General features: G+C 60.3%; 17 protein-coding genes and 5 pseudogenes. 14 read left to right on the forward strand and 8 right to left on the reverse strand.

Features of this window, described 5'->3' with window-relative positions:
* The first annotated feature begins 9 nt into the window (after positions 1-9).
* The 7 genes and pseudogenes from P6U16_RS19405 (at position 10) to P6U16_RS19435 (ending at position 7,191) form a co-directional block, all read left to right on the forward strand.
* Positions 10-1,388 (forward strand): annotated as a pseudogene (locus P6U16_RS19405) (aldehyde dehydrogenase family protein).
* 3 nt (positions 1,389-1,391) lie between these two features.
* Positions 1,392-2,537: an iron-containing alcohol dehydrogenase gene (locus tag P6U16_RS19410; protein ID WP_277701845.1), complete on the forward strand. Its 1,146-nt coding sequence runs from the start codon at positions 1,392-1,394 to the stop codon at positions 2,535-2,537.
* A 108-nt stretch (positions 2,538-2,645) separates the two neighbouring features.
* Positions 2,646-3,677 carry a glycosyltransferase family 2 protein gene (locus tag P6U16_RS19415; protein WP_277701846.1) on the forward strand — a complete coding sequence of 344 codons (1,032 nt, stop codon included), beginning with the start codon at positions 2,646-2,648 and terminating at the stop codon, positions 3,675-3,677.
* Positions 3,670-4,371 (forward strand): class I SAM-dependent methyltransferase, encoded by a 702-nt coding sequence (locus tag P6U16_RS19420; RefSeq protein WP_277701847.1) that lies wholly within the window; start codon positions 3,670-3,672, stop codon positions 4,369-4,371. The genes P6U16_RS19415 and P6U16_RS19420 overlap by 8 nt, the downstream gene beginning before the upstream one ends.
* Positions 4,343-4,768 (forward strand): GtrA family protein, encoded by a 426-nt coding sequence (locus P6U16_RS19425; protein WP_277701848.1) that lies wholly within the window; start codon positions 4,343-4,345, stop codon positions 4,766-4,768. Before P6U16_RS19420 ends, P6U16_RS19425 begins: the two co-directional genes overlap by 29 nt.
* Before the next feature lie 131 nt (positions 4,769-4,899).
* Complete coding sequence (locus tag P6U16_RS19430) at positions 4,900-6,312, forward strand: hypothetical protein (protein ID WP_277701849.1); 1,413 nt, start codon at positions 4,900-4,902, stop codon at positions 6,310-6,312.
* Between the two features lie 186 nt (positions 6,313-6,498).
* A complete protein-coding gene (locus tag P6U16_RS19435) occupies positions 6,499-7,191 on the forward strand; it encodes a ParA family protein (RefSeq protein WP_277701850.1) in 693 nt (230 codons plus the stop codon).
* Positions 7,192-7,238: 47 nt separating this feature from the next.
* Here the strand turns inward: P6U16_RS19435 and P6U16_RS19440 are convergent.
* Positions 7,239-8,526 (reverse strand): annotated as a pseudogene (locus P6U16_RS19440) (FAD-binding oxidoreductase).
* Positions 8,527-8,684: 158 nt separating this feature from the next.
* Positions 8,685-10,144 (reverse strand): annotated as a pseudogene (locus tag P6U16_RS19445) (L,D-transpeptidase).
* A 155-nt stretch (positions 10,145-10,299) separates the two neighbouring features.
* On the opposite strand from P6U16_RS19445, the pseudogene P6U16_RS19450 reads away from it, so the two are divergent.
* Both P6U16_RS19450 and P6U16_RS19455 read left to right on the forward strand, forming a co-directional pair.
* Positions 10,300-11,150 (forward strand): annotated as a pseudogene (locus P6U16_RS19450) (DUF4432 family protein).
* Positions 11,151-11,235: 85 nt separating this feature from the next.
* Complete coding sequence (locus P6U16_RS19455) at positions 11,236-11,574, forward strand: TIGR01244 family sulfur transferase (protein WP_277701852.1); 339 nt, start codon at positions 11,236-11,238, stop codon at positions 11,572-11,574.
* A gap of 11 nt (positions 11,575-11,585) precedes the next feature.
* Here the strand turns inward: P6U16_RS19455 and P6U16_RS19460 are convergent, their stop codons facing one another.
* From P6U16_RS19460 to P6U16_RS19470, 3 genes are all read right to left on the reverse strand, one after another.
* Positions 11,586-13,232, reverse strand: coding sequence for a thiamine pyrophosphate-binding protein (locus tag P6U16_RS19460; RefSeq protein ID WP_277701853.1), 1,647 nt, complete (start codon positions 13,230-13,232; stop codon positions 11,586-11,588).
* A gap of 87 nt (positions 13,233-13,319) precedes the next feature.
* The gene (locus P6U16_RS19465) at positions 13,320-14,276 is read right to left on the reverse strand and encodes a DMT family transporter (RefSeq protein ID WP_277701854.1); all 957 of its coding nucleotides are present in this window, start codon (positions 14,274-14,276) and stop codon (positions 13,320-13,322) included.
* An 8-nt stretch (positions 14,277-14,284) separates the two neighbouring features.
* Positions 14,285-15,232 carry an alpha/beta hydrolase gene (locus tag P6U16_RS19470; protein ID WP_277701855.1) on the reverse strand — a complete coding sequence of 316 codons (948 nt, stop codon included), beginning with the start codon at positions 15,230-15,232 and terminating at the stop codon, positions 14,285-14,287.
* A 168-nt stretch (positions 15,233-15,400) separates the two neighbouring features.
* Here P6U16_RS19470 and P6U16_RS19475 point away from each other — a divergent pair, with 168 nt between their 5' ends.
* The 4 genes from P6U16_RS19475 (at position 15,401) to metF (ending at position 20,030) form a co-directional block, all read left to right on the forward strand.
* Positions 15,401-16,186, forward strand: coding sequence for a ribonuclease (locus P6U16_RS19475; RefSeq protein ID WP_277701856.1), 786 nt, complete (start codon positions 15,401-15,403; stop codon positions 16,184-16,186).
* 92 nt (positions 16,187-16,278) lie between these two features.
* Positions 16,279-17,928, forward strand: a complete 1,650-nt coding sequence (gene ettA, locus P6U16_RS19480) for an energy-dependent translational throttle protein EttA (RefSeq protein WP_277701857.1) — start codon at positions 16,279-16,281, stop codon at positions 17,926-17,928.
* 145 nt (positions 17,929-18,073) lie between these two features.
* Positions 18,074-19,102, forward strand: coding sequence for a metalloregulator ArsR/SmtB family transcription factor (locus P6U16_RS19485; RefSeq protein WP_277701858.1), 1,029 nt, complete (start codon positions 18,074-18,076; stop codon positions 19,100-19,102).
* Position 19,103: 1 nt separating this feature from the next.
* Positions 19,104-20,030, forward strand: coding sequence for a methylenetetrahydrofolate reductase [NAD(P)H] (gene metF / locus P6U16_RS19490; RefSeq protein WP_277701859.1), 927 nt, complete (start codon positions 19,104-19,106; stop codon positions 20,028-20,030).
* A 521-nt stretch (positions 20,031-20,551) separates the two neighbouring features.
* Here metF and P6U16_RS19495 read toward each other — a convergent pair.
* A pseudogene (locus P6U16_RS19495) lies at positions 20,552-21,498 on the reverse strand (DMT family transporter).
* 193 nt (positions 21,499-21,691) lie between these two features.
* Between P6U16_RS19495 and P6U16_RS19500 the strand changes: the two are divergent.
* Positions 21,692-23,002: a cation:proton antiporter gene (locus P6U16_RS19500; protein ID WP_277701860.1), complete on the forward strand. Its 1,311-nt coding sequence runs from the start codon at positions 21,692-21,694 to the stop codon at positions 23,000-23,002.
* Here P6U16_RS19500 and P6U16_RS19505 read toward each other — a convergent pair.
* Both P6U16_RS19505 and P6U16_RS19510 read right to left on the reverse strand, forming a co-directional pair.
* Positions 22,989-24,209, reverse strand: a complete 1,221-nt coding sequence (locus P6U16_RS19505) for a lytic murein transglycosylase (RefSeq protein ID WP_277701861.1) — start codon at positions 24,207-24,209, stop codon at positions 22,989-22,991. The genes P6U16_RS19500 and P6U16_RS19505 overlap by 14 nt on opposite strands.
* A gap of 151 nt (positions 24,210-24,360) precedes the next feature.
* Complete coding sequence (locus P6U16_RS19510) at positions 24,361-25,140, reverse strand: GH25 family lysozyme (protein ID WP_277701862.1); 780 nt, start codon at positions 25,138-25,140, stop codon at positions 24,361-24,363.
* Positions 25,141-25,203: the final 63 nt, after the last annotated feature.

Below are 25,203 nucleotides of genomic sequence, written 5' to 3' on the forward strand. Positions count from 1 at the left end.
AAGATGATCATGACCATGATCCAGTGCATTTCCCCGATCGATGGATCGGTTTATGCGGAACGTCCGGCGATGGAGGGGGCGGCAGCGTCGGCTGCCGTTGCCCGTGCACGCGCTGCGCAGAAGGATTGGGCCAAGCGCCCGATCGAGGACCGCGTCAAGCTCGTTCTCGCCGGTGTCGCGCGCCTCAACGAGATGGTCGATGAGGTCGTGCCGGAACTGGCCTGGCAGATGGGTCGACCGATCCGTTACGGCGGCGAATTCCGCGGCTTCAACGAGCGCTCGAACTATGTCGCGGCGATTGCGGCGGATGCTCTGGCGCCCATTATTGTCGAGGACAGTGCAAGCTTCGAGCGCCGCATCGAGCGCGTCGCCCATGGTGTCGTCTTCGTCATCGCGCCGTGGAACTATCCCTATATGACGGCGATCAATACCGTTGCCCCGGCGCTGATGGCCGGCAACACCGTGATCATCAAACATGCCAGCCAGACGATCCTGGTTGGCGAGCGCATGGTGCGCGCCTTTGTCGAGGCGGGTGTTCCGGAGGACGTGTTCCAGAATATCTTCCTCGATCACGCGACAACCTCCTCGCTGATCGCCGCCAAGAGTTTTGACTTCGTCAACTTCACCGGTTCCGTCGAAGGCGGCCGTTCGATCGAGCGGGCAGCAGCCGGCACGTTCACCGGGCTTGGCCTCGAACTCGGGGGCAAGGATCCGGGTTATGTCATGGAAGACGCGGATCTGGATGCGGCCGTCGATACGCTGATGGATGGCGCCATGTTCAATTCCGGACAGTGCTGCTGCGGGATCGAGCGCATCTATGTGAATGAAAATCTCTATGACGATTTCGTAGAGAAGGCCGTTGCGTTCGCGTCTGCCTACAAGCTCGGCAATCCGCTGGAGCAGGAAACCTCACTCGGCCCGATGGCGCACAAGCGCTTCGCCGCCGAAGTGCGGGCACAGACGGCCGAGGCTGTCGCCAAGGGGCGAAAGCGCTGGTCGATCCGAAGCTTTTCCCGGCCGATGATGGCGGCGCCTATCTTGGCCCCCAGGTTCTGGTGGATGTCGATCACTCGATGAAGGTGATGACGGAAGAAAGCTTCGGCCCGGTCGTCGGCATCATGAAGGTGAAGAGCGATGCCGAAGCGCTCGCGCTGATGAACGACTGCAAATACGGCCTGACGACGTCGCTCTGGACCAAGGATGCCGAGCGCGCGGCCCGGATCGGCAACGATCTGGAGACGGGCACCGTCTTCATGAACCGCGCCGACTATCTCGATCCGGCCCTTTGCTGGACCGGCGTCAAGGAAACCGGCCGGGGCGGTTCGCTGTCGGTCATCGGCTTCCAGAACCTGACCCGCCCAAAATCCTACCACCTGAAGAAAGCCTGAAACATGAGCATCACAGCCAACTGGAGCTACCCGACATCCATCAAGTTCGGGGCAGGGCGCATCAAGGAACTCGCCGAACACTGCAAGGCGCTCGGCATCAAGAACCCGCTGCTGATCACTGACCGTGGTCTGGCCCCGATGCCGATCACGCAGAATGCGCTCGATATCCTCGACGCCGCCGGTCTCGGCCGCGCGCTGTTCGCCGATGTCGATTCAAACCCGACGGACGTCAATCTCGATGCCGGCGTCAAGGCCTTCAAGGCGGGCGGCCATGACGGCGTCATCGCTTTTGGCGGCGGCTCGGGCCTCGACCTTGGCAAGTGCGTCGCTTTCATGGCCGGGCAAAGCCGCCCGGTCTGGGATTTCGAGGATGTCGGCGATTGGTGGACCCGCGCCAGCGTCGAGGGCATCGCCCCGATCATCGCGGTTCCCACCACCGCTGGCACCGGCTCGGAAGTCGGCCGCGCCTCGGTCATCACCAATTCGCAGACCCATACGAAGAAGGTGATCTTCCATCCGAAATTCCTGCCGGCGATCACCATCTGCGATCCGGAACTCACCGTCGGCATGCCGAAGGTGATCACCGCCGGTACCGGCATGGATGCGTTTGCCCATTGCCTGGAAGCCTATTCCTCGCCGTTCTACCATCCCATGTCGGCCGGTATCGCACTGGAAGGCCTGCGCCTCGTCAAGGAATACCTGCCGCGCGCCTACAAGGACGGCACGGATATCGAGGCGCGTGCCCATATGATGTCGGCAGCCGCGATGGGTGCCGTTGCCTTCCAGAAGGGCCTCGGTGCGATCCACTCGCTGTCGCATCCGGTCGGCGCGATCTACAACACCCATCACGGCATGACCAATGCCGTCGTCATGCCGCCGGTGCTGCGCTTTAACCTGCCGGCGATCGAGAGCAAGATCGGCATGGCCGCTGCCTATCTCGGCATTTCCGGCGGTTTCGATGGCTTCTACGATTATGTGCTGAAACTGCGCGAAGACCTCGGCGTGCCGGACAAGCTGTCGGCACTCGGCGTCGGCACAGACCGTATCGACGAGATGGCTGCCATGGCGATCGTCGACCCGACGGCCGGCGGCAATCCGGTTGAGCTGACGCTCGATGCTGCAAAGAGCCTGTTCAGGGACTGCATCTGATACGGCTCGGCGAAAATATCCTCGGCAGGTTCCACGGGAGCCTGCCGACGGAGACACCGGTTTTTAATCAATATCGGATACACCCCTTGTGAAAAGGGAGTGTGACAGGTGTCAAAAAAGCGGGACATTTCGACAGAACCGACGCTGGCTCTCTCGGTTGTCATTCCTTGCTATAATGAACGCGATGGCATGGGCGAACTGCATCGTCGCGTCACCGCTGCCTGCGAGGCGCAGGTCGACAATTCCTTCGAAATCGTTCTGGTCATTGACGGCGCCACCGATGGGACGCGGGAAGCGGCGTTCAGCCTTGCCCACATGGATCGCCGCATCGTCGTCATCGATCTGTCCCGCAATTTCGGCCATCAGATTGCTTTGACGGCCGGACTGGAATTCTGCCGCGGCGAACGCATCCTCGTTCTCGATGCCGATCTTCAGGACCCACCGGAACTGCTCGGCCCGATGATGGCGCGCATGGACGAGGGCTTCGACGTCGTCTATGGCCAGCGGCTGAAACGCGAAGGCGAAGGCTGGTTCAAGAAATCGACAGCGGCACTGTTCTATCGGTTGATGCGCAAGATGGTCGATATCGATCTTGCCGCTGATACCGGCGATTTCCGCCTGATGAACCGCCGCACGCTTGAGCATTTGAACGCCATGCCGGAACAGTACCGGTTCATTCGCGGCATGGTGAACTGGATCGGCCTAAAGCAGACGGCATACTACTACCAGCGCCACGCCCGCTTTGCCGGCACCACGCACTATCCTTTACGCAAGATGGTGCTGCTGGCGATCGACGCCATGACCAGCTTTTCCATCGTGCCGCTGCGGCTTGCCTCCCATCTCGGCCTGCTGTTCGGCTTCATCGGCCTGCTAACGCTGGGTTATACCATCGTCTCCTGGCTGAGCGGCAATGTCCTGCCGGGCTGGACGAGCATCGCCGCCATTGTGCTGGTGCTCGGCAGCGTGCAATTGCTGATGCTCGGGATTTTCGGTGAATATCTCGGGCGAATGTATATGGAGACCAAACGCCGACCGCTCTATGTCGTCAACGAGATCGTCGCTTCAGAGCGAAGCGCGAAAAGCGAAGCTTCGCCTGTTCATCGTCTTCAGGAGATGTTGAAGGAGCAAAATCGTGCTTGAGGCGGAATTCGACAAGTTTGCCGGCGAATATGAGCAGGCGCATGCGGCCAGCATCCGCCTGAGCGGCGAAACGCCGGATTTCTTCGCGCGTTACAAGATTGCCGACGTTGCCGCCGAACTGGCCCGTCGCGGAGAAAAACCAGCGCGCATCCTTGATTTCGGTGCAGGCGTGGGAAATTCGCTCGGGCCGATGCGGGCGGCGTTTCCGCAAAGTGACATCGTCCTTCTCGATCCGTCCGCACAATCGCTGGAGATTGCAAAGGCACGCTTTCCGGGCCAGGCGTCCTTCCAGCCCTTCGACGGACAGTCGATCCCCTATGACGACAACCAGTTCGACCTGATTTTCACGGCCTGCGTCTTCCATCATATTCCTGAGGAGATGCACATCGATCTCCTGCGCGAAATCGGCCGTGTCCTGAAGCCGGGCGGCAGCTTCTTTCTGTTCGAACACAATCCGTGGAACCCGCTGACCCTACATGCGGTGCGCAACTGCTCGTTCGATGAAAATGCCGTGCTCATCAACGCCCCGCAGATGAAGCAGCGCTTGGCGATCGCCGGTCTTTCACGGACGAAGACGGTGTACCGGATCTTCTTCCCGCATTTTCTTGCCAGACTGCGGCCGCTGGAGCGCTACCTTTCCGGCATTCCGATGGGAGCGCAGTATTTTGTCCACGCGGTTAAACCGACTGTTTGATATCGGCCGGCTGCTCCGCTTCGCGGCCGTCGGCGTGCTGAATACGGCTCTCGGATATACCGTCATCCTGACCGGGCTTTGGCTCGGCTATGGCGATATCCTCTCCAATCTGCTTGGTTATGCCACAGGGCTGGTTCTCGGTTTCGTGCTCAACAGCCGCTGGACGTTTTCGAATACAAGTCGCATCTGTGCCGGAACTGTTCTTCGGTATGTGTTGAGTTTCGTCTTTGCTTATGGCGCCAATCTGCTCATCGTGCTGGCGGCCCTGTCCTTCGGGATGAAGGGCAATCCGTGGGTGCATCTGCTTGGTATCGTCGTCTATTCGGTTCTTTTCTATCTAGCGTCGGCGCATGTCGTCTTTCGCACCGATCGGAAACAGACCCCCGAGAAAACCTGAACTGAAAGCCTGCCATGTCCGCGACCGAGGCAACTGCAAAACGTCAAGACGACACACAAGCGCAAACACCGGAAGGCGTTGATCCGAGGAAGGATGAGGCCCAGCGAATCAGGTTTGTTCTGTGTCTGGCCGTGGGCTTTTTTGTCACCCTGTTTCTCTGCCTCTACGCCAGAACATTGCTGCAGGATCCGGACAATTGGTGGCAGGTCAAGGTGGGTCTCGATCTCCTCGCGTCGCGAACCATTCCGACGGTCGATACCTATTCCCATACATTTGCCGGACAGCCTTGGATCGCCAAGGAATGGTTGGCGCAGGTTATTCTCGGAGCCGGATATTCGATCTTCGGCTGGAGCGGCGTTGCCTTCATCACGGTCACGGCCGTGGCTGCGGCGATGTTTTTGCTGGCCTGGAGCCTCAGTGCATCGCTGAAGCCGACCATTGCGATTGCCGTGACCCTCGCGATCACCATCGCTGTCGGCCCGGTCTACAATGCGCGGCCACTGATTTTCAGTTTTCCGATCATCGTCCTGTGGACAGCGCTTCTTTTCCAGGCGGCACGGGAAACGCGGTCGCCGCCTTTCTGGGCGCTCAGTCTGATTCTTCTCTGGGCCAACCTTCATGCCACCTTTACCTTCGGCTTTGTGATCGCGGCCTTCGCCGGTCTCGACTGCCTGTCGCGTGTTTGGTTCAGGCAGCCGAAACTGATTGCCAAATGGGTGCTTTTCGGCCTGCTCTGCGTTCTGGTGGCGATGATCAATCCCTACGGCTTCAAGGCCATCCTTGCGACCTTCACGGTTGCTTCTGGCAATGAAGCCGTATCCTTCATCGATGAGTGGATGCCGTTTAACGCGAGATCCGATGTCGGGGCAGAGGTGGCTCTGCTCATCGTCGTCGCTGCCATCCTCATCTCGGGCCTGCGTGTGCGCTGGACCTATGCAGCATTCTTCGTTTTCACCCTGCACCTGTTCCTGTCCTACAGCCGTTTCCAGTATCTTTGGCTGCTCCTCGTCCCCGTCGTTCTGGCGGTCGATGTCGCTGTACAGTTTCCGGTCCTGTCTCGACAAAAGTGGCTGATGGAACCGCGCGAACGGCTCGAGAAGGCACTATCCGCCTATGCTGGACGGATCAGCGCGGTGCTCGTTGCGTGCTGGGTGGCCACCGCTGTAGTTTTTATCAGTTATTCGACCGTGGCGCCGGCGGCAAAGAACTTCGTGTCCGGCGCTTTGGCCTATGCCAGGCAGCAGGGGCTGACCGGCAATGTTTTCAACGCCTATGACTTTGGCGGTTCCCTGATTTTCCACGGGATCAAGACCTATATCGACGGTCGCACCGATCAGCTTTTCCTCGGAGGCTTTACCCAGGCGACCATCGACATGGGGACGTCGGCGGGTAAGCCGATCCTTGAGGCGCAGCTTGAGAGATACGATATCCGCTGGGCGCTGTTGACAGTGAAGGACAACCGTATTCCGTTCTTTCAGGAACTGCCTGGCTGGCGGCAGGTCTATGACGATGAGTTTTCAGTGATTTACGTCAAGAAAGACTGACGTTCCATCACCCTAAAACACCCGACAAATATATCCGGAATGTCTAATATAGTTAAGTCTCGCTAGGCGCGCATTTAGAATTCATTAACCATGTTCTGTGAGTTTTGGTTAACCGGAGCGCGATGGGGCTTTGCGCTTTACGGGAGCCATGCCGGGGCTCGGGACCAGAATAAGACAGGGACAGACATGCCAGTCATTACATTCGCAAATACCAAGGGCGGCGCAGGCAAGACGACGGCTGCACTTATTCTCGCAACGGAACTGGCGCGCAAGGGTGCGCGCGTCACCATTCTGGACGCGGATCCGCAGCACTGGATTTCTCACTGGAAGGATATTTCCGGTTCAGTTCACAATATCGAAGTGATTTCCTATGTCAGCATGGCCTCGATCCAGGGCCATATCCGCGAGAACCGTCACAATACGGATTATTTCATCGTCGATCTCGCCGGTGCGCGCAATACGCTGATGGCAACGGCGATCGGCCTTTCCGACCATGTTCTGATCCCGATCCAGGGCTGTGCCATGGATGCCAAAGGCGGGGCGCAGGTTCTCGAACTTTTGGGTCAGCTGGAAAAGAGTGCCGGCATTCGCATCCCGCATTCGGTGGTTCTCACCCGCGTCAATTCGCTGGTCACCACCCGCGCGCTGCAGGTCGTCAAGGAACTTCTTGCCGAACGCCGTGTCACGGTTCTCGATACGCCGATCATCGAGCGTTCCGCCTTTCGTGATATTTTCGACTGTGGTGGTACGCTGCAGACGATGGATGCCGGCCGCGTCAGCAATCTCGACAAGGCTCGCGAAAATGCCCGCACTTTCGCCGACGAGGTTCGCCGGTTGGTTCCGCTGCGCATGACGGGCGCTATCCGCCGCGCGGCCTGACGACAAACGGACCGGGCCGTGTGCGGAAAAAGCACGCGGCCTTTTCGTCAGAAACGCCGGTCGATGAAATGCTTCGCCTGAGCGCCGACGTGGTAGAAGGCGGATTTGACGTTCCGCCACGGATCTGGCGTCAATGAAGACTCGGCTAGCGGCAAAGCCGCTTCTTCCCCATGACATGATTGGCGAGCGCCCGGCCGAATACGGTTCCAGGTGCAATGCCGCGGCCGTTATAGCCGCTGACCGAAACGACGCTCGGCGCCAACCGGTGCATCTTCGGCAAATTGTTGGTCGTCATACCGATCTGGCCGTCCCACCAGTATTCGAAGCGGAAGTCGCCGAGATAGGGAAAGAGCTTCTTCAGCGAACGCTTGGCAAAGGCCCGGTGCGTTCCTTCCGCCAGTGCATCGAGCCGACCGATGCTGCCGAAGATCAGCCGGTTCTGCTGGTCCATGCGGAAAGACGTCATCACCAGTCCGGTATCCCAGCATCCCTGGCGTTCGGGAAGGATTGTCCCGGCAACGCTGTCGGGCAGCGGATTGGTCGCGAACTGGAAATAGGGCAGGATCGTCAGTTCCCGCGTATGGGCTTTCCACGGCGTCTTTGCCACGAGGCCGCCATAGGCGTTGGTCGCCAGGATGACGTTGCGGGCGGTGATCGTGCCGCCACCCAGCGTCAGTTTCCAGAGGTCGCCCTTGCGTTCGGCTGCCAGGAGAGGTGTTTCCGTGTAGATTTTGCGCCAGCGGCCATCGCAGCGCGGGCCAGACCCCGAGCGTAGGCAAGCGGCTGGATCGTGCCGGCACGGCGATCGAGAAGAGCGCCGGAAAATCCTTCGGCGCCTGAGATCGTGCGGGCCTGCGGTGCGGCCAGAATTTCCACCGGCGCACCGCGCTTCTTCCACTGCGCTTCGCGGTTCCTGATGTCTTTCAAGCCTTCATCGCCGATTGCCATATGCAGCGTGCCGTTGCGCACGGCTTCGCACGAAATGTCATGCTTGGCGACGAGATCGAAAACCAGCGCGGGGCCGTTGCCCAGTTCGCTCAAAAGCCGGTCACCGGCCTCCTTGCCGAGCGTTGCGACCAGATCGTCCGGTTTCGTCCACATACCGGCATTGACCAGCCCGACATTGCGGCCGGAGCCGCCAAAGCCGATCATGCGCGCTTCGGCGACCGCCACGGACGCGCCTTTTTCCGCGAGATGCAGCGCTGCCGAAAGGCCGGTGAAGCCGCCGCCGATCACGGCGACATCGACCGTCACGTCGCCAACGAGCGGACGGGTGTCAGGGGCCGAAGGCGCGGTTGCGTGCCAGAGATTGGGAAGGGGACGTTCCGCTGCCATGCGAGGCATTCCTTGTGCTATCGGTCCTGAATATACGAGACTGATAGACCATCGCCGCAAAGATTTTTAATGACAATAGCTGATGACGTCATGACCACCGGAATCGCCTGGCGCATGCGGTGGTCATCGCTAAAATCAAGCTGGCGTTACAATCCGGCTCAGTCGAGGAACTCGACCGTCGTTCCGACGCTGACCATCTTGCCGAGTTCGCGCGCGTCCCAGTTGGTAAGACGCACGCAGCCATGGCTCTGGGTCTTGCCGATCTTGGACGGTTCCGGCGTGCCGTGGATGCCGTAGGTCGGCTTCGACAGAGCAATCCACATGGTGCCGACCGGTCCGTTCGGCCCCGGCTGCAGTGTCAGCACCTTGTCGTTTTCACCCTGCTTGAAGTTGATCTTCGGGTTGTAGGTATAGCCCGGATCAAAAGCGATGCGATCAACTTGCACGGTGCCGGACGGAGACGGCGTGTCGGAAGAACCGATGCTCGCGGGATAGGCGGCGATCAGCGTTCCGGCATCGTCATAGGCAAGGACCTGCTTGCGGAACTTGTCGGCCACGATGCGCGCTACTTTTCCGGTCTTTGCCTCGCCCGGATTGATGACCTTGATGGTCGAACCCGGCACGGTGAAATCGACGCCGGGGTTCAGCTCGCGCAGGTAGTTTTCATCCATATGAAATTTCTCGGCCAGCATTTCCGCTGTCGAGGTATAAGAGAGATGCGGCAGAGCCGCCTTGTGGGCGTAGTCTTCCGGGATGGAGGCCACATAGGGACCCGCTGCGTCGGCGGCCGAGATCGTGTAGCTGGTAATCGGCAGTCCGCCGTTCAGCCGCAGCCGCTCGAGAATATCTTCCGTGTTGTTCGGGTCGAGCGTTTCACCGGTTGACTGCTGCCAGGTCTCGATCGCCTTGGTGACGTTCGAGCCCATCTTGCCGTCGATGACGCCGGGCGAAAAACCTTCGCGGTCGAGGAACACCTGCAAGGCGGTGATTTCCGCACTGGATTTCTTGGTAATGGCAATCGCCGGCGGCATCGTCGTCTGACGCTGCGGCGTGCTTTCTTCCAAAGGCGGAAGGGCCGCCATGTCATTCTCATCCGCCGGGGCCGGCAGGTTGGACGGCAATTCCTGTCGCTCCACGTCCTGCGGGGTCACTTCGCGGAAATCCGGGATCGAGCCGGTCACGTCGCCGGGTTGCGAAAAACCGGTATCACCGTTTGGATCATAGGCTTCGTTGTCAAAACCCTGATTGGAATAGACATCGACATTGGCCTGGCGGCGGGCCACGCTGTTGTCCGAGCGTCCACTGCGCATGACGATGGCAACGACATTGCCCCAGGTGTCTACCAGCACGGTGCGACCCCTGCGGTCCCGCATGGTCTGCAACTCGCCTGCTTCCGGAACGTAATCCAGAATGTCGCCCTGCGGCGTCACCAGAACCGCATCTGCGGGCAGGCTACCGAAACTATCCTGCGCCTTTACCGGGGACGCGCCAAGCGTCGAGGCGCTCAAAGCGGCAAAAAGGGCAAAGCGGGTCTTGAAAGCGAGCGTCACGGCGAACCTGTTTCTCTAGCGATAAGTTTCGGGGCGTACAGAGCAATTTGGACGGTAATATGAAACATCTGAATTCATGATGAACAAATCGCTAAAAGTCATTTAATTCGGTCACTTGGTAGCTTCAAGCGGATGATGGCCGGAATTGTTTGGGTTAACCTTCGAAACAAGGCCGCTGATTCCACCCGGAATGCCGGCGGGAGGCAAGCGGAGAGGTGAGAGCATGCCGATCAGGATTTCCAGCGTGGACGAGGGCGCATTCCAGATTCTCCTCGATCGGCAATCCGCGCTCGATATCGGCGCTTTTGCCGTTGATGGGGCGGATATTTCGCCGGGGATCGCTATACCCTCTGACGGAGACCCGCGCATCGATCATGCGCTCCAAGGATTTTTCTTTACCTGCGGTCCGGATCATATCCGCCATCCCGAGCCCATTGATGGCGATCCGGATGGCCGACTGTTTCCGCTGCACGGCTCGCTCTGCGGCACGCCGGTCAGCCGCACAGAAATGGCTGATACGGACGATGTGCCCAACTGCTTTGCCGAAACCCGTGTAACACTCGCCGACGGCGGAGAAGCGCTTTTCGAGCGCCGCTGGGCGATCAGTGGTGACGCCTCGGAAGTGACGCTGTTCGATCGCGTGACGAACATCGGGCAGACGGCCTTTGCGCCCATGCTGATGTATCACATGAATATCGGCGGCTGGCTCTGCGGAGCCGAGACAATGATTTCTGGCGATATGTTTCCGGACGGCCCGCGTCATTGGCTTTTCGGGGAGGGGAGAGCGCCCATTTCTGCTTGTCGGCTAGCGAGACCGCCACCGATGGCTGGGCGCAAATGAGGCTGGGACCGTTCGAGGCGCTCGGCGGTCGTTCGCTGCAGGTCCGCTTTCGCACGGATACGTTGCTCTTCCTGCAGATGTGGCGGTGCCAGAGGGGTACGGCCGATGTCATCAGCATCGAACCGGTGTCGCACCGCATCGCCAAACGGCCGGAGCTTGCGGCGGCCGGGGAATTGCCACTGCTGCAGCCCGGCGCGACCGTGGACTACGCGCTTGCCTTTCAGGTCGGCTAGTTGCTGCTTTGCGATTGACGCCCGGTGGCGCTGCGGCCTAAACCATGGGCCTTGTTTCTAGGGCAAATTTCGGGAAGGCTTCGCCATGGACATTCGCCAGATCAACGATGAGTATTCAGTCACCGGACAGATCGAGGTCGAGGAACTCGACGAGATCAAGGCGATGGGCTTCAAATCGCTCGTCTGCCACCGCCCGGACCACGAATCGCCCGACCAGCCGATGTTTGCGGACGTTGCGGCGCGGGCGGCCGAGCTTGGTCTCGACATCCGCCATATTCCGGTCGGACCGATGGGCGTAACCGGGGACGCGGTCAAGCAGATGGTCGATGTGCTCGACGAATTCCCCAAGCCAATGCTCGGCTTCTGCCGCTCGGGCGCCCGCTCGACCGCCATCTACCAGCAGAGCCAGCACATCCGCAGTTAGGCTCGGGTCGTTCAGCCGTTGCGGATCTGCGTCAGGGTCCGCGCCGGCGTGATGGCCTCCGGATCGAGGCGGATTTCGATAATCGACGGCTTGCCGCTGGCCCTTGCCCGCTCGAAAGCGGCCGCAAACTGATCGGTGCGCTCGACGGTCTCGCCATGGCCGCCATAGGCGCGGGCGAGATCGGCAAAGTCCGGATTGGTGAGATCCGTCGCGCTGACGCGGCCGGGGTATTCCCGCTCCTGATGCATGCGGATCGTGCCGTAGATGCCGTTGTTGATGACCAGCACGATGATCGGCAGATCGTAGCGCACGGCGGTCGCGAACTCCTGCCCGTGCATCAGGAAGCAGCCGTCGCCGGCAAAGCAGATCACCTCGCGTTGCGGGAACAGCCGCTTAGCGGCGACCGCTGCCGGCAGGCCGTAGCCCATGGAGCCGGATGTCGGCGCCGCCTGCGAGGCGAACCGCCGAAACCTATGGAAGCGGTGCAGCCAGGTCGCATAATTGCCGGCGCCATTGCTGAAGATCGTGTCGGCGGCCACGTTTGCCTCGATCCATATCATGATGGGCCCCATCTGGACATCGCCTGGCCCGGTCTCCGGCGGTGTCGACCAGGTGAGATAGGCCTCGTGCATCGCTGCGGTGCGTGCCTGCCATGCCGGCTGTCTTGCCGGTACCAGATCATCCAGCGCGGCCACGAAATCCTGCGGGCTCGCGGCAATCGCAAGATCCGGGCGATAGACGCGCCCAAGTTCGCCTGGGTCCGGATGCACATGAACCAGCGTCTGGCGCGGATAGGGAACCTCCATCAGCGTATAGCCTGACGATGGCATTTCCGAAAACCGCCCGCCGATCAAGAGAATGAGATCCGCGTCGCGGATTTCCTTCGCCAGCGCCGGATTGATGCCGATACCGACATCGCCAGCATAGTTTGGATGCAGATGGTCAAACAGCATCTGGCGGCGGAAGGAGCAGCCGACCGGCAGATGCCAGCGCTCGGCAAAGCTCTGGAACGCGGCAACGCTGCCCTCCGTCCAGCGTGTTCCGCCGAGAATGGCGATCGGCCGCTCGGCCTTGGCGAGCATTGCCTCGAGAGCTGCAATCTGGCTCGTGCCGGGGTGGCTTTCCACTGGTATATAAGCTTTCGCCGCCGGAGCCTCCGTATGCTGGCGCAGCATGTCTTCCGGCAGAGTCAGCACCACGGGGCCCGGACGACCCGATGTGGCAATGGCAAAGGCGCGGGTGACGAATTCCGGAATGCGGGCGGGGTCATCGATCTCGCCGACCCACTTGGCGATTTCGGTGAAGGCACGGCGATATTCGATTTCCTGGAACGCCTCGCGTTCGCGGGCATCGCGCTGGACCTGACCGATGAACAGGATCATCGGTATCGAATCCTGCCGGGAAATATGCAGGCCGGCCGAGGCGTTCATAGCACCCGGACCGCGGGTCACCATGCAGATGCCGGGTTCGCCGGTTAGCCGCCCCCAGGCATCCGCCATCATCGCGGCGCCGCCTTCCTGGCGGCAGACGATCACGTCGATATCCGTATCATAGAGCGCATTGAGTACCGCCAGATAGCTTTCGCCCGGCACGCAGGCGATGCGTTTCACCCCGTTGGCCTTCAGCGCCTCGACAATCAATTCTCCGCCCGTCTTCATGTCCGCTCCTCCCAAAGCATTCAGTCTGGTATATTATCGTTTCTCGGTATTTCAGGTCCGTCTTGTGCGCCTCATCCTGGGAAATTTTTAAATCGCTGGGGATATCGGCGCGACTCCGGCGCTCTTGTTGATCTGTCGTTCCCGCCAGATGATGTAGAGCCCGGAGGTGAGGATGATGGCGATGCCGAGCCATTTCAGGGCATCGGGCAGATCGCCGAAGACCCACCATCCGAAAATCGTCGCCGAGACGATTTCGAGATATTGCAGCGGTGCCAGTGTCGAGGCCGGCGCGGCGCGGTAGGCATAGACGCCCAGAATACCAGCGATGGTCGCCGTCACACCGACACCGAGCAGATAGAGCGACGCGGCCATATCGGGCACGACAGCGTCGAATATGTCCGAGCCGGTGCCTTGCCCGATCCACAACAGCACGCCGCAGAACAGGGCACCCCATATGCCGGCATGGAACTGCATCGACCACGGATCCTCATGTCTTGCGACCATCCGGGTCACCAGCAGGAATACTGCAAGACTGAAGGCGGAAACGATCGGAAGCAGTGCTATGAGGCCGACTTCCTGCATGCTCGGCTGAATGACCAGCATCGCCCCGAAGAAACCGACGGCGCAGGCCGTGTAGCGGCGCCAGCCGATCGTCTCCTTGAGGAAGATGCTGCCGAGTATGGTGAGGATGATCGGCTCAACGAAGAAGATGGCGATGGCGTCCGCCACCTCCATCTTCTTCAGCGTCGTGATGAAGGACAACATGGTGACGACGAGAAGAGCGCCGCGTAGCGCATGCAGGCCGGTCTTTTTCCAGGTCAGATCCAGCAGCGTGCCGCGCACCGCGACAATGGGCAGGATGAACACCACCTGCAGCAGAAAACGCACGGCGGTAATTTCAGCGGACGGCACGGTGGCAATGGCCAGCTTGGCGAAAATGTCGATCACCGGCGAGATCAGAACCGCGATGACCATCAGCAGGAGCCCGAAGGAAACGTCGTTTCCTCTGGCGATCAAGGCGTTGTTCGAAGATGTGCCTGTCATGCGTGGTCTCAAGCCCCTGGCGTCTGATGCTGCGCGACAACGCGGTCGCACCATGATGCGAAGTCCGTCATTGCCGCATCGCGACCAACCTCGTTCAATGTTTCGTGGCGCATTCCCGGATAGATGGTGGTGGTGACATCCAAGAGGCCGCTGGCGCTCATGCGGCTGGCCAGCCAGCGGGTTTCGCGCGCGCGGTTCGTCGCCGGATCCTCTCCGCCGCCGACCAGATGGATGGGGAGCGACGGCGAGAGTTTTGCCAGTTGCACCCGGCTTGCCCCGCGATAGGCCATGTGAAAAAGGTCGATCCACAGCGAGACGCTCGATTCGAAGCCGCAGAGGGGATCGGCGATATATTTCGCGACCCCGGCCTCATCATGCGACAGCCAGTCGAAATCGGTCTTTCGGTCGGGGATCGATTTGCCCCAGGCCGCAAAGGTCAATTGCGACAGCAGGCCGCTCGGCACGTCCGAGCCCTTCAGCATCTTCTCGATGGCAAGGATGGCCTGTCCACCGCGACCTGCAATGCCGGGGTTGAAGTTCGAGTTCCAGACGGCAAGACCGTCGAACAGAGCGGGCATGGCTTCCGCGGCATTCAATGCAATCAGCCCGCCCATGGAATGGCCAAACAGGATGACAGGCAGGCCCGGATGCTCAGTGATGGCGAGGGCGCGGATCGTGCCGACATCATCAAGCACTTTTGCAACGCCGTTGCGCGCTGCAAACCTTCCAAGCGGCGCATCCGGGGCTTTCGTCAGTCCATGCCCGCGATGATCATGGGCGTAGACGTGAAAGCCGCGGCCGGCCATGAAAATGGCAAAGCGGCCATAACGCCCCGCATGTTCCCCCAGTCCGTGACTGATCAGCAGGATGCCCTTTTCCGGCACTGACGCCGGCAGATGCCGAAGCGCAAGTCTCGCCCCGGTCGGGCTCGCCACCGGCCTGAATTCTTCGAACATCTCGCCCTGCCTCCCGTGTGGCCTCTCCGTTATGAACTTGATTTGTCAGCGAAAGGCAATTGGCGGCTGATGATGCTTTTGCATGGGTTCAGAAAAAGATCTCGCAGGATCTCGATTCAGGGTTGCATTTTTCCCGCTTATGTTGGTTAATATTCTTGTTTTGTTCTCTTGTGGAGAAGGGCGATGAAAGCAAATGCAGGAAGAGTGCAAAGGCTGATCCTTGGTCTGGCGACCATGATCTTCTGTAGTTTTGGCGTGATGATCGCACAGGCGGCGGAGGACACGAAGGTGAGCCCGGGCAAGGGCAAGACCGAATATATCCTGGCCGTCAGCTGGCAGCCGGGCTTTTGCGAAACGCGGCCCAGTCGCAAGGAGTGCGCCAGCCAGACCACTGACCGGTTCGATGCCACGCATTTCTCGCTGCATGGGCTCTGGCCGGTGAAGAAGAGCTATTGCGGTGTTTCCGCCGATATCAAGGCGCGCGCCCAGAAGGGCAACTGGCTCGACCTGCCGCAGCTTGCGGTCGCCCAGGAAACAGCCGACCGCCTCATGGTCGCGATGCCGGGAACCCAGTCCGGCCTCGACCGCCATCAATGGCTGCGCAGCGGCACCTGCCAGTCCGGCACGGCGCAGGACTACTTCTCGATGCAGCTTTCCTTTCTCGACCGGCTGAATGCGTCTTCCGTTCGTACGCTGTTTGCCGGGCGGCTGGGCAAAACGGTCACAGAGACCGAGATCAAGCAGGCTTTCGACGAGGGCTTTGGAAAAGGCGCCGGAGACAGGGTGCGTATGCGGTGCGAGAAGGACGGCGATCGCAGCGTCATCACAGGGCTCACCATCGGCCTGTCGGGTACGCTTGCGGGTGGGAGCGATCTTGCCGCGCTCATTCAGGCAGCCGCGCCTACGGATTTCAAATGCGCCAGCGGCGTTGTCGATGTGGCCGGCATTCAGTGAATGAACGCGGAAATACCGGTTTCTTCATTGCTCCGACGGGATAATTCGCCTACATAGCGGGCAAAATCCCATTCCGTCGGAGCAGTCTCTCTATGGCACGTCAATTCATCTATCATATGTCGGGGCTGAGCAAGTCCTACGGCGCAAAGAAGGTTCTCGACAACGTCAACCTGTCTTTCTACCCGGATGCCAAGATCGGTATTCTCGGCCCGAACGGTGCCGGTAAGTCGACCGTGTTGCGCATCATGGCTGGCCTCGACAAGGAATATACCGGTGAAGCCTGGGTCGCCGAAGGTGCGACTGTCGGCTATCTGGCGCAGGAGCCGCAGCTCGACCCGACCAAGACGGCGCTCGAGAACGTCATGGAAGGCGTTGCCGACAAGACGGCGGTGCTTGAACGCTACAACGAACTGATGATGAACTATTCCGACGAGACCGCCGAGGAAGGCGCCAAGCTCCAGGATATCATCGATGGCCAGAACCTCTGGGATCTGGAAAGCCAGGTTGAGATGGCGATGGATGCGCTGCGCTGCCCGCCGGGCGACTCAGACGTCACGACCCTTTCAGGCGGTGAGCGTCGCCGTATCGCGCTCTGCAAGCTGCTTCTGTCGAAGCCGGACCTGCTGCTGCTCGACGAACCGACCAACCATCTGGATGCCGAAACGATCGCCTGGCTCGAAAATCATCTGCGCCAGTATGCCGGCGCCGTGATGATGATCACCCACGATCGCTACTTCCTCGACAATGTCACCGGCTGGATTCTCGAACTCGACCGCGGCCGCAGCATTCCCTATGAAGGCAATTATTCGGCCTACCTACTTGCCAAGGCCAAGCGCATGCAGCAGGAAAATCGCGAGGATGCATCTCGCCAGAAGGCGATCAGCCGCGAACAGGAATGGATTGCTTCCAGCCCGAAGGCCCGTCAGTCGAAATCGAAGGCCCGCATCAAGGCTTATGACGAGCTGGTGGAAGCAGCCGACAAGATGCGTCCGGGCGATGCCCAGATCATCATTCCGGTCGGCGAGCGTCTCGGCCAGGTGGTCATCGAGATGGACAACATCACCAAGGGTTACGACGATCGCCTGTTGATCGACGGCCTGACGCTGAAACTGCCGCCGGGCGGCATTGTCGGTGTCATCGGCCCGAACGGCGCCGGCAAGACGACGCTGTTCCGGATGATCACCGGCCAGGAAACACCGGACAGCGGTGCATTCCGCATCGGCGATTCCGTGCATCTCGGTTACGTCGACCAGAGCCGCGATGCGCTGGATGGGAACAAGACCGTCTGGGAAGAAATTTCCGGCGGTGCCGAAATCATCAAGCTCGGCAAGTTCGACATGAACAGCCGCGCCTATTGCGGTGCCTTCAATTTCAAGGGTGGCGATCAGCAGCAGAAGGTTGGCAATCTCTCCGGCGGCCAGCGCAACCGCGTGCATCTGGCCAAGATGCTGAAGGCCGGCGGCAACGTGCTGCTGCTCGACGAACCGACCAACGACCTCGATACCGAGACACTGGCGGCTCTCGAAATCGCGCTGGAAAATTTTGCCGGCTGCGCGGTCATTATCAGCCACGATCGCATGTTCCTCGACCGGCTGGCGACCCACATCCTGGCCTTTGAAGGCGATAGCCACGTCGAGTGGTTCGAGGGCAACTTCGAGGATTACGAAAAGGACAAGATCCGTCGTCTCGGCGCCGAATCGGTCAATCCGAGCCGCGTCAGCTTCAAGCGTTTGACGCGCTGACCCCACTGTCACGATTTTAGAAAGAAGCGGCTTCCGGGCCGCTTTTTTATGCATTGCGCCGTAGCTAGAGCCGTGTCGCGATTTGACACTTGCGTGCCGCCTGCAAATCACATAAAGATATCTTTATGTGTTGATGGGGTTTTGAATGGCAGACGCGCGCGGCCTAGGTCTGGAAGAATTGGTGGATGTGCTGAAGGCTGCAGGTGAGCCGACGCGCATGCGTCTGCTGGCTTTGCTTGCAGCCGGAGACCTTACCGTTACCGATCTTACCGAAATTCTCGGTCAGTCCCAACCCCGTATTTCCCGCCATCTCAAGCTTCTCGGCGAGGTTTCGCTGATCGATCGTTATCAGGAAGGGGCCTGGGCCTATTTCCGTCTGCGTGGCGAGGGCGAAGGTGTGGCGCTGGTTCGTAAACTCCTGTCTTCTTCTGCTGCCGGCGATGCCGTTCTTCAGAGGGATGGCGAACGGTTGCGGGCCTTGAAACAGGCGCGCTCGGAAAAGGCGCAGGCCTATTTCAGCCGCAACGCCGCCGAGTGGGACGCCCTGCGCCAGCTGCATGTCAGCGAGGCGGATGTCGAGGCGGCCCTGAAAGCGCTGGTCGGCGACGACGCGGTCGATGGTCTGCTTGATCTCGGCACCGGAACCGGCCGCATCCTGCAATTGTTCGAGCCGATCTATCGGCGCGGTGTCGGCGTCGATGCCAGCCGCGACATGCTCGCGGTTGCGCGCGCCAATCTCGACCGGTCGGGCATCACCAAGGCGTCGATCCGCCATGGCGACATTTTCAACCTGCCGCTCGACGGTCAGGTCTTTGATCTCGTGACGATCCACCAGGTTCTGCACTTTCTGGAGCAGCCCGAGGCGGCGATCGCCGAGGCGGCGCGCATGCTGTCGCCGGGCGGGCGGCTGGTCATCATCGATCTGGCGCCGCACACGCTCGAACATCTGCGTGATGATCACGCCCACGTACGCCTGGGCTTCTCGCGACAGACGATGAAGGATTGGCTGGAAAAGGCCGGACTTGCCGTCGAGCAGGTCGTCGATCTCGCGCCGGATACGGCCGCAAGCGGACAGTTGACCGTGACCCTTTGGCTTGCACGCGACCTGCGGCAGGCCGCCTGGGTCGGTGGACCTGAGAAAACACGCATCTTTGCCCAAGCCGGGAGGACATGACATGGCGATCCACACTCTTTACCCCGCCGAACGCGGCAATCTGAGCCTGTCCTACGAATATTTCCCGCCGAAGACGGACGAGATGGAAACGCAGCTTTTTCAGACCGTATCGGACCTCTCGGTCTTCTCGCCCTCCTTCGTGACAGTCACCTATGGTGCCGGCGGCTCAACCAAGGCGCGCTCACTGACGACCGTTCGCCGCATGATCCAGGAAACCGGCTTGAGCAATACCGCCGCGCATCTGACCTGCGTCGGTGCCACGCGCGCCGAGGTGGATGCCGTGGTCGCGGAGTTCGCAGCCATCGGCGTTCGTCATTTCGTCGCCCTGCGCGGCGATCCGCAAGGCGGCATCGGTTCGGCCTACACGCCGTTTCCGGGTGGCTACGACAATGCGGCAGCGCTGGTTGCCGGCATCAGGGCGGCGGGCGATTTCGAGATCTCCGTTTCGGCCTATCCGGAAAAACATCCCGAAAGCGCAGACGTGGATGCAGACATCGATACCTTGAAGCGCAAGGTAGACAATGGCGCGACACGCGCGCTGACGCAGTTCTTCTTCGACAATGACGATTTCGACCGTTATCTTGAGCGTGTTCGCCGTGCCGGGATCAATATTCCCGTTGTTCCCGGCATCCTGCCGATCAACAATCTCGCGCAGGTCCGCAAGTTTGCCGGTCTTTGCGGCGCCCGCGTGCCGGACGCCATCATCACCCGGCTCATCCATTTGGATGAGATGCCGGAAGAGCGCATCAAGGAAGCGACCCATATCGCGGCCGAACAGATCGTTGATCTTGCGCGTCGGGGGCACCGCAATTTCCATCTTTACACCATGAACCGCTCGCCCCTGATCGAAGCCGTCTGCGATCTGGTCGGTTTCGAGCGACAGGTATCAGCCAAGCAGGATAAAGTTCCGGCGGGCGCGGCGGCCTGAACCATCGCCCCGCAGACAAAGAAAAGCCCGTGGCTCCTTATTGAGGCACGGGCTTTTTCATTCTCCTGGCAGCTTATAGGCCTTGGCCGCTCATCCGAGCGTTTTTACCTTTTTCGTCATGCTGCAATTGCTTTGCGGTATTAAAGTCCGATTTCACCGTCTGGACTGCTCGGTTCCTGATGCTAGATGAAAAGCATTGTCGCCACAAACACGAACGCTGCACTGATCATGAGGACATTCAACGAATGTGTAAGTCCCATAACTGACCCTCCTTGCCGCTAACGGTTAAAAAGATAGGACCAAAATGCCACGCACGAAAGGAAAAATTGTGCTGCGCTGCGGCAAAGATTGCCGTCAAAAGGGTTATGCACAGGCCTAACCAGATGAATAATAACTGTTTTCAGCTTGCCACAATTTTTTCACAATCGATTAAGACTGGTTAATGTGACGTGGTGAAATAGCGCGTGATGTGACCGTAAAGACACAAGATGTGGGGCGGTTCTCCCTTGCGCCCGATTCTGTCAGCCGCGACTATCGCGCCGTTGTCCCAGAATGCGCCCGTCCAGAACGATAAGCCCCGCCGCGATCAGCAGCATGCCGGCAATGTCCGTTGGTTCGAGCGTTTCGCCGAGGAACAGGAAACCGAGAAGGATGGCGCTTGGCGGCACCAGCAGCGTCACGAGCGAGGTGTTGGTGGCGCCGGCCAGCGTCATGATGCGGAAATAAAGAATATATCCATAGGCGGTGGAAATGAGCGCCAGCGCAAGGATCGCAAGAATGGCCGATGTCGGCGGCATGGGCAGGTGCCAGGGTGTATCGGCCATCAGCGAAACGGGCAGCATGATCAGCGTCGATGCCGTCAATTGGCCTGCCGCCGTCACAGGTGCTGCCAGCCCTTTGAAGCGCTTGCCATAGGTTCCTGCAAAACCATAGGAGATCGCGGCGGCGACCGGGAAGGCCAAGGCCCAAGGGGAATGGCGGCCGTGCCCTGGGCGAACAATCCGGGCAAGGCGCTAGGGCCGATCAGCACGATGGTGCCGGCAAGGCCGAGCAGGCAGCCGGCAATCTTTATGGCGCTCAGCTTTTCATCCTGCGTCAGCGCATTGGCGATCAAGACGGTCCAGACCGGCGTGGTGGCATTCAGGATCGCCGCCAGCCCGGCGCCGATCTCCGTCTGGCCGAGAAAGATGAAGGTGTGCGGAATGGCGTTGTTGAGCAGGCCGAGAAGCAGGAATTGCCGCCAGCGGCTGCGCAATTGCCGGTAGATGTCGTAGCGCCCGAAGACATAGAGATGCAGGGCAAGCGCCGCCAGCGCGACACGCAGGAAAACCAGCGTGAAGGGCGGTACATGGGGAATGGCGACACGCGCGAAAAAGAAAGATCCGCCCCAGATCAGCCCCAGAAGCACCAGCAATCCCCAAGTCTTGATCGTCATGCGGTTTGCATCGTCCGTGGTTTTTCCCTGCATGTGCCTTGACCTATCCCGCCGCATTTGGATCATGCACCAGGGGTAGGATGATTGCGTCGAATGATCCACCCGATTCTTGGCACGTGTTGCGTTCATCCGAAGGAAAGTCTGCTGGAGCCGTTGATTGTTCATTCCACTACCGAGGCCGCCCATCACGGGCAGGGGCTTGTTTCTATCGCGGTGGTTATCGCAGTTGCCGCCATTCTCGGGCTCGGTTTTCTGCGTTTGCGCCAGCCCCCTCGTCGGCTTCATCCTTGCAGGCGTGGCGCTGGGGCCGACCGGTTTCGGACTGATTTCCAACAGCGGTAATGTCACCCTGCTGGCCGAAATGGGCGTCGTCGTCCTGCTTTTCTTCGTTGGCATGGAACTGTCCATCAAGGCCTTCGTGCTCAGCCTGCGCCAGGCGCTGCTGGTTGCCGGCAGCCAGGTGGTTGCGGCTCTTATGGCCGCAGCGCTGATCGCGCTCATCACCGGCGCCACCATGGCAGAGGGACTGATCCTCGGTTTCGTCATTGCCATGTCGTCAACGGTGGTCGCCATGAAGATGCTCGACGACATGGGCGAGCTTCGCAGCGAGACCGGCCGCATTGCCGTCGGTGTGCTGATCGCGCAGGACATCGCCGTCGTGCCGATGCTGATCCTCGTTTCCAGCCTCGGCGGCGAAGAGCTGCACATGGGCACGATCCTGTTCAAGATGGTAATCGCCATCGGCATTCTCGCCGGCCTGCTCTGGTGGTTCGGCCGTCACGGCAAGCTGCGCATTCCGTTCAGCGAGGATGTCGAGGACAAGGTCGAGATCCTGGCGCTTGGGGCGCTGGGACTGTGTTTCGCGGCGGCTGCGATCTCTGGCCTTGCCGGCATGTCGCCAGCTTACGGTGCCTTCCTGTCGGGCATTGTGCTGGGCAATTCGACGCTGCGCAGCCGGATCATTCCGGTGATCGAGCCCATCCAGAGCGTCCTTCTGGTCGTCTTTTTCCTGTCGATCGGCCTTCTGATCGATCTCAATTTCATCGGCGAAAATGTCTGGTCGGTGCTCAGCGCGGCGATCATCGTCATCGCCGCCAAGACGGTGCTCAACATTTTTCTCCTGCGCAAGACGGGGTCATCGCCCCAGACCGCGTTGATCGCCGGCCTGTCCATGGCGCAGGTCGGCGAGTTCTCGTTCGTGCTGGCGGCAGCGGGTTTAAGTGCCGGGGCACTCGATCTCGATATCTACCGCGTGGCGATCGCGGTCACCGCGGTCTCGCTTCTGGTGTCGCCGATTTGGGTCAGCCTGATGCACCGGCTGGAGAATATCGCCTCGGAGCATCTCTACAGCTATCGCCAGGCCTTTGCCGTGGCCTATGCGCGGGAGCTGCAGGAAGTGTCGAAGCAGGGGGCCGCCCTTGCCGGGGCACGCTGGTCGATCAGATTGCGCTACCGCGCGTTGCGGCTTGCCCGCCACCACCGGCGGCGGGTCAAGGCCGAAGCTGACGCGGCCAAATCAACGCCTAGAGAGCATTGAGAACGGCCGGTGTCGCCCAGCCGTCCGCCGGCATGCCCAGCCGCAGCTGTTCCTTCTGGAGTGCGGCGCGTGTGCCTGATCCGAGAATGCCGTCGATCTTTCCGACATCATGGCCAAGCCCCTGAAGCTTGGTCTGCAGCGCCTTCATCTCGTCGTCGCTGAGACCCTGTTCCGGGTTGCCGCCTTCATAGGGCGGTGCGCCGTTGAGGCGGGTCGCGAAATAGGCGGCAGAGGTCGTGTAGATGAACGACTGGTTCCATTCGAGATAGATGTTGAAGTTCGGATAGGTCAGGAAGGCCACGCCCTTGCGCCCCTGCGGAATGACCACGGAAGCCGCAAGCTGCGGGAAGGCGGTATTGCCGTCACGCGGCGTGACGCCGAGCGCAAACCAGTCGCCGGCGGTCATGCCCGGTTGGAGACCGGTCTTTTCCCAGGGCAGATTTTCCGGCAGCGAGACTTCCTGGATCCAGGGTTCGCCGGCCTTGAAGCCGAGGCTCTGGATGAACTTTGCCGCGGTCAGGATCGCATCCGGCGAGCTTTCCTTGAGCTTTACATGGCCGTCGCCATCACCATCGACGCCGAAGGCGATGATGTCCTCGGGCAGCATCTGGACCTGGCCGATTTCACCGGCCCAGGCACCGGTCGTGCTGGCCGGATCCAGATCGCCGTGCTGGACCATTTCGATGGCTGCAATCAGCTGCGGGCGGAAAAGCTCCGGCCGGCGACAGTCATGGGCGAGCGTTACCAGCGCGTTGCGTGTGTTGAAATCGCCCTGGACCGCGCCGAAATCGGTTTCCAGTGCCCAGAAGGCGGTGATGACGGCCGCAGGCACACCGAATTCAGACTGCGCCCGATCGAAAACTGCCGCATATTCCTGCATTTTCTTTGCCCCGATATCGAGGCGGGCCTTGCTGACCGTGCGCTTGGAAAATTCGGCGAAGGTCTGCTTGAACACGCCCTGGGCACGGTCGCGACTTAGCACCTTCTCATCGATCGCCGCGCCGGCCAGCGCGCGGTCGACAGCATCAGCCGGAATGCCCTTGGCAAGCGCCTCGGCTTTCACGCCTTCCAGAAAGGCGCCGAGATCGCCGCCGCAGGTAACGGTCGGCGCCGCCGCCTGGGGTGTCGTTTCCTGTGCAAGCGCCGTGGACGCCAGAAGCGTGAAAAGACCGAACGAAAGCAGGGAGTGCCGTGTGCCGCGTGTCATCGCAAATCCTTGTTGTCATGCCGATTGCGGCCATCCTCCTGGTCAGGCGGCGCAATCCTTGAAGATCGGAAATTAGGAAAGCTGCTGTCTCAGAGCAATGGGGCGGAATGAAGAAGAGCGGCGCAACCGCCGCCATCCTTTTCGTGCCTGACTATTTCGAAACGGCCGCGACCCATTTTTTCCAGTTCTTGGCGGATCCGGCAAAAACATTGATGTCCGTGTCGCCCGTGATGCCAGGGATTGTTCCCGTGCTTGTATATTGCCAAAAGGCCCAACGGCGATCGGGATAGATTTCGAGCGGGTGCTGGGCGACCGCACGCACCCAGTAGTGGTAGTCGTTGAACTGGCCGACGAGATTGTCACGGTGGAAATCCACGGAAGTATAGATGATCGGCCGCTTGCCGTAGTGTTTCTCCAGCCGGTCCATGAAAACCTTCATTTCCGACTGCACGGTGAGCGGCGAGGGGCGATACGTGCAGGTCTTGGATTCGCCGTTCCATTCGACGTCGAGAACGGGCGGAAGCATGACTGCGCTTTTCGGCACGTTGGCGATGAACCAGTCGGCCTGCTGGTCGGCCGTCGAGCAGAAATAGTAGAAATGATAGGGCGCATAGGGCAGGCCCACGGCCCGCGCGCCCTGCCAGTAGTCCTGGAAGCGCCTATCGACAATGTCCTTGCCTTCGGTCGCCTTGATAAAGGCGAAGGAGACGCCGGATGTGCGCACCGTCTGCCAGTCGATATCGCCATTCCATTTGGATACGTCGATGCCGTGTACATTGTGGTGATGCGGCGTGCGCGCACCGAAATCCTGCGGATCCTTGTCATGGAAGCGCGGCGGGATGGACGCCGTCTTGACGAGGTCGTAGTCGGTCGAGGTGCAGGCGGATATAAGCGTCAAGAGTGGCATAAGAGCCAGGAAAAGCCGGCGCATGGAATATCCGTTTCGAACCGATCTAACGTCCTGCCTCACACGATGATGTCCGTAAAAGTGCTG

This window comes from Rhizobium sp. 32-5/1 (assembly GCF_029537235.1).
Classification (GTDB): Bacteria; Pseudomonadota; Alphaproteobacteria; order Rhizobiales; family Rhizobiaceae; genus Pararhizobium.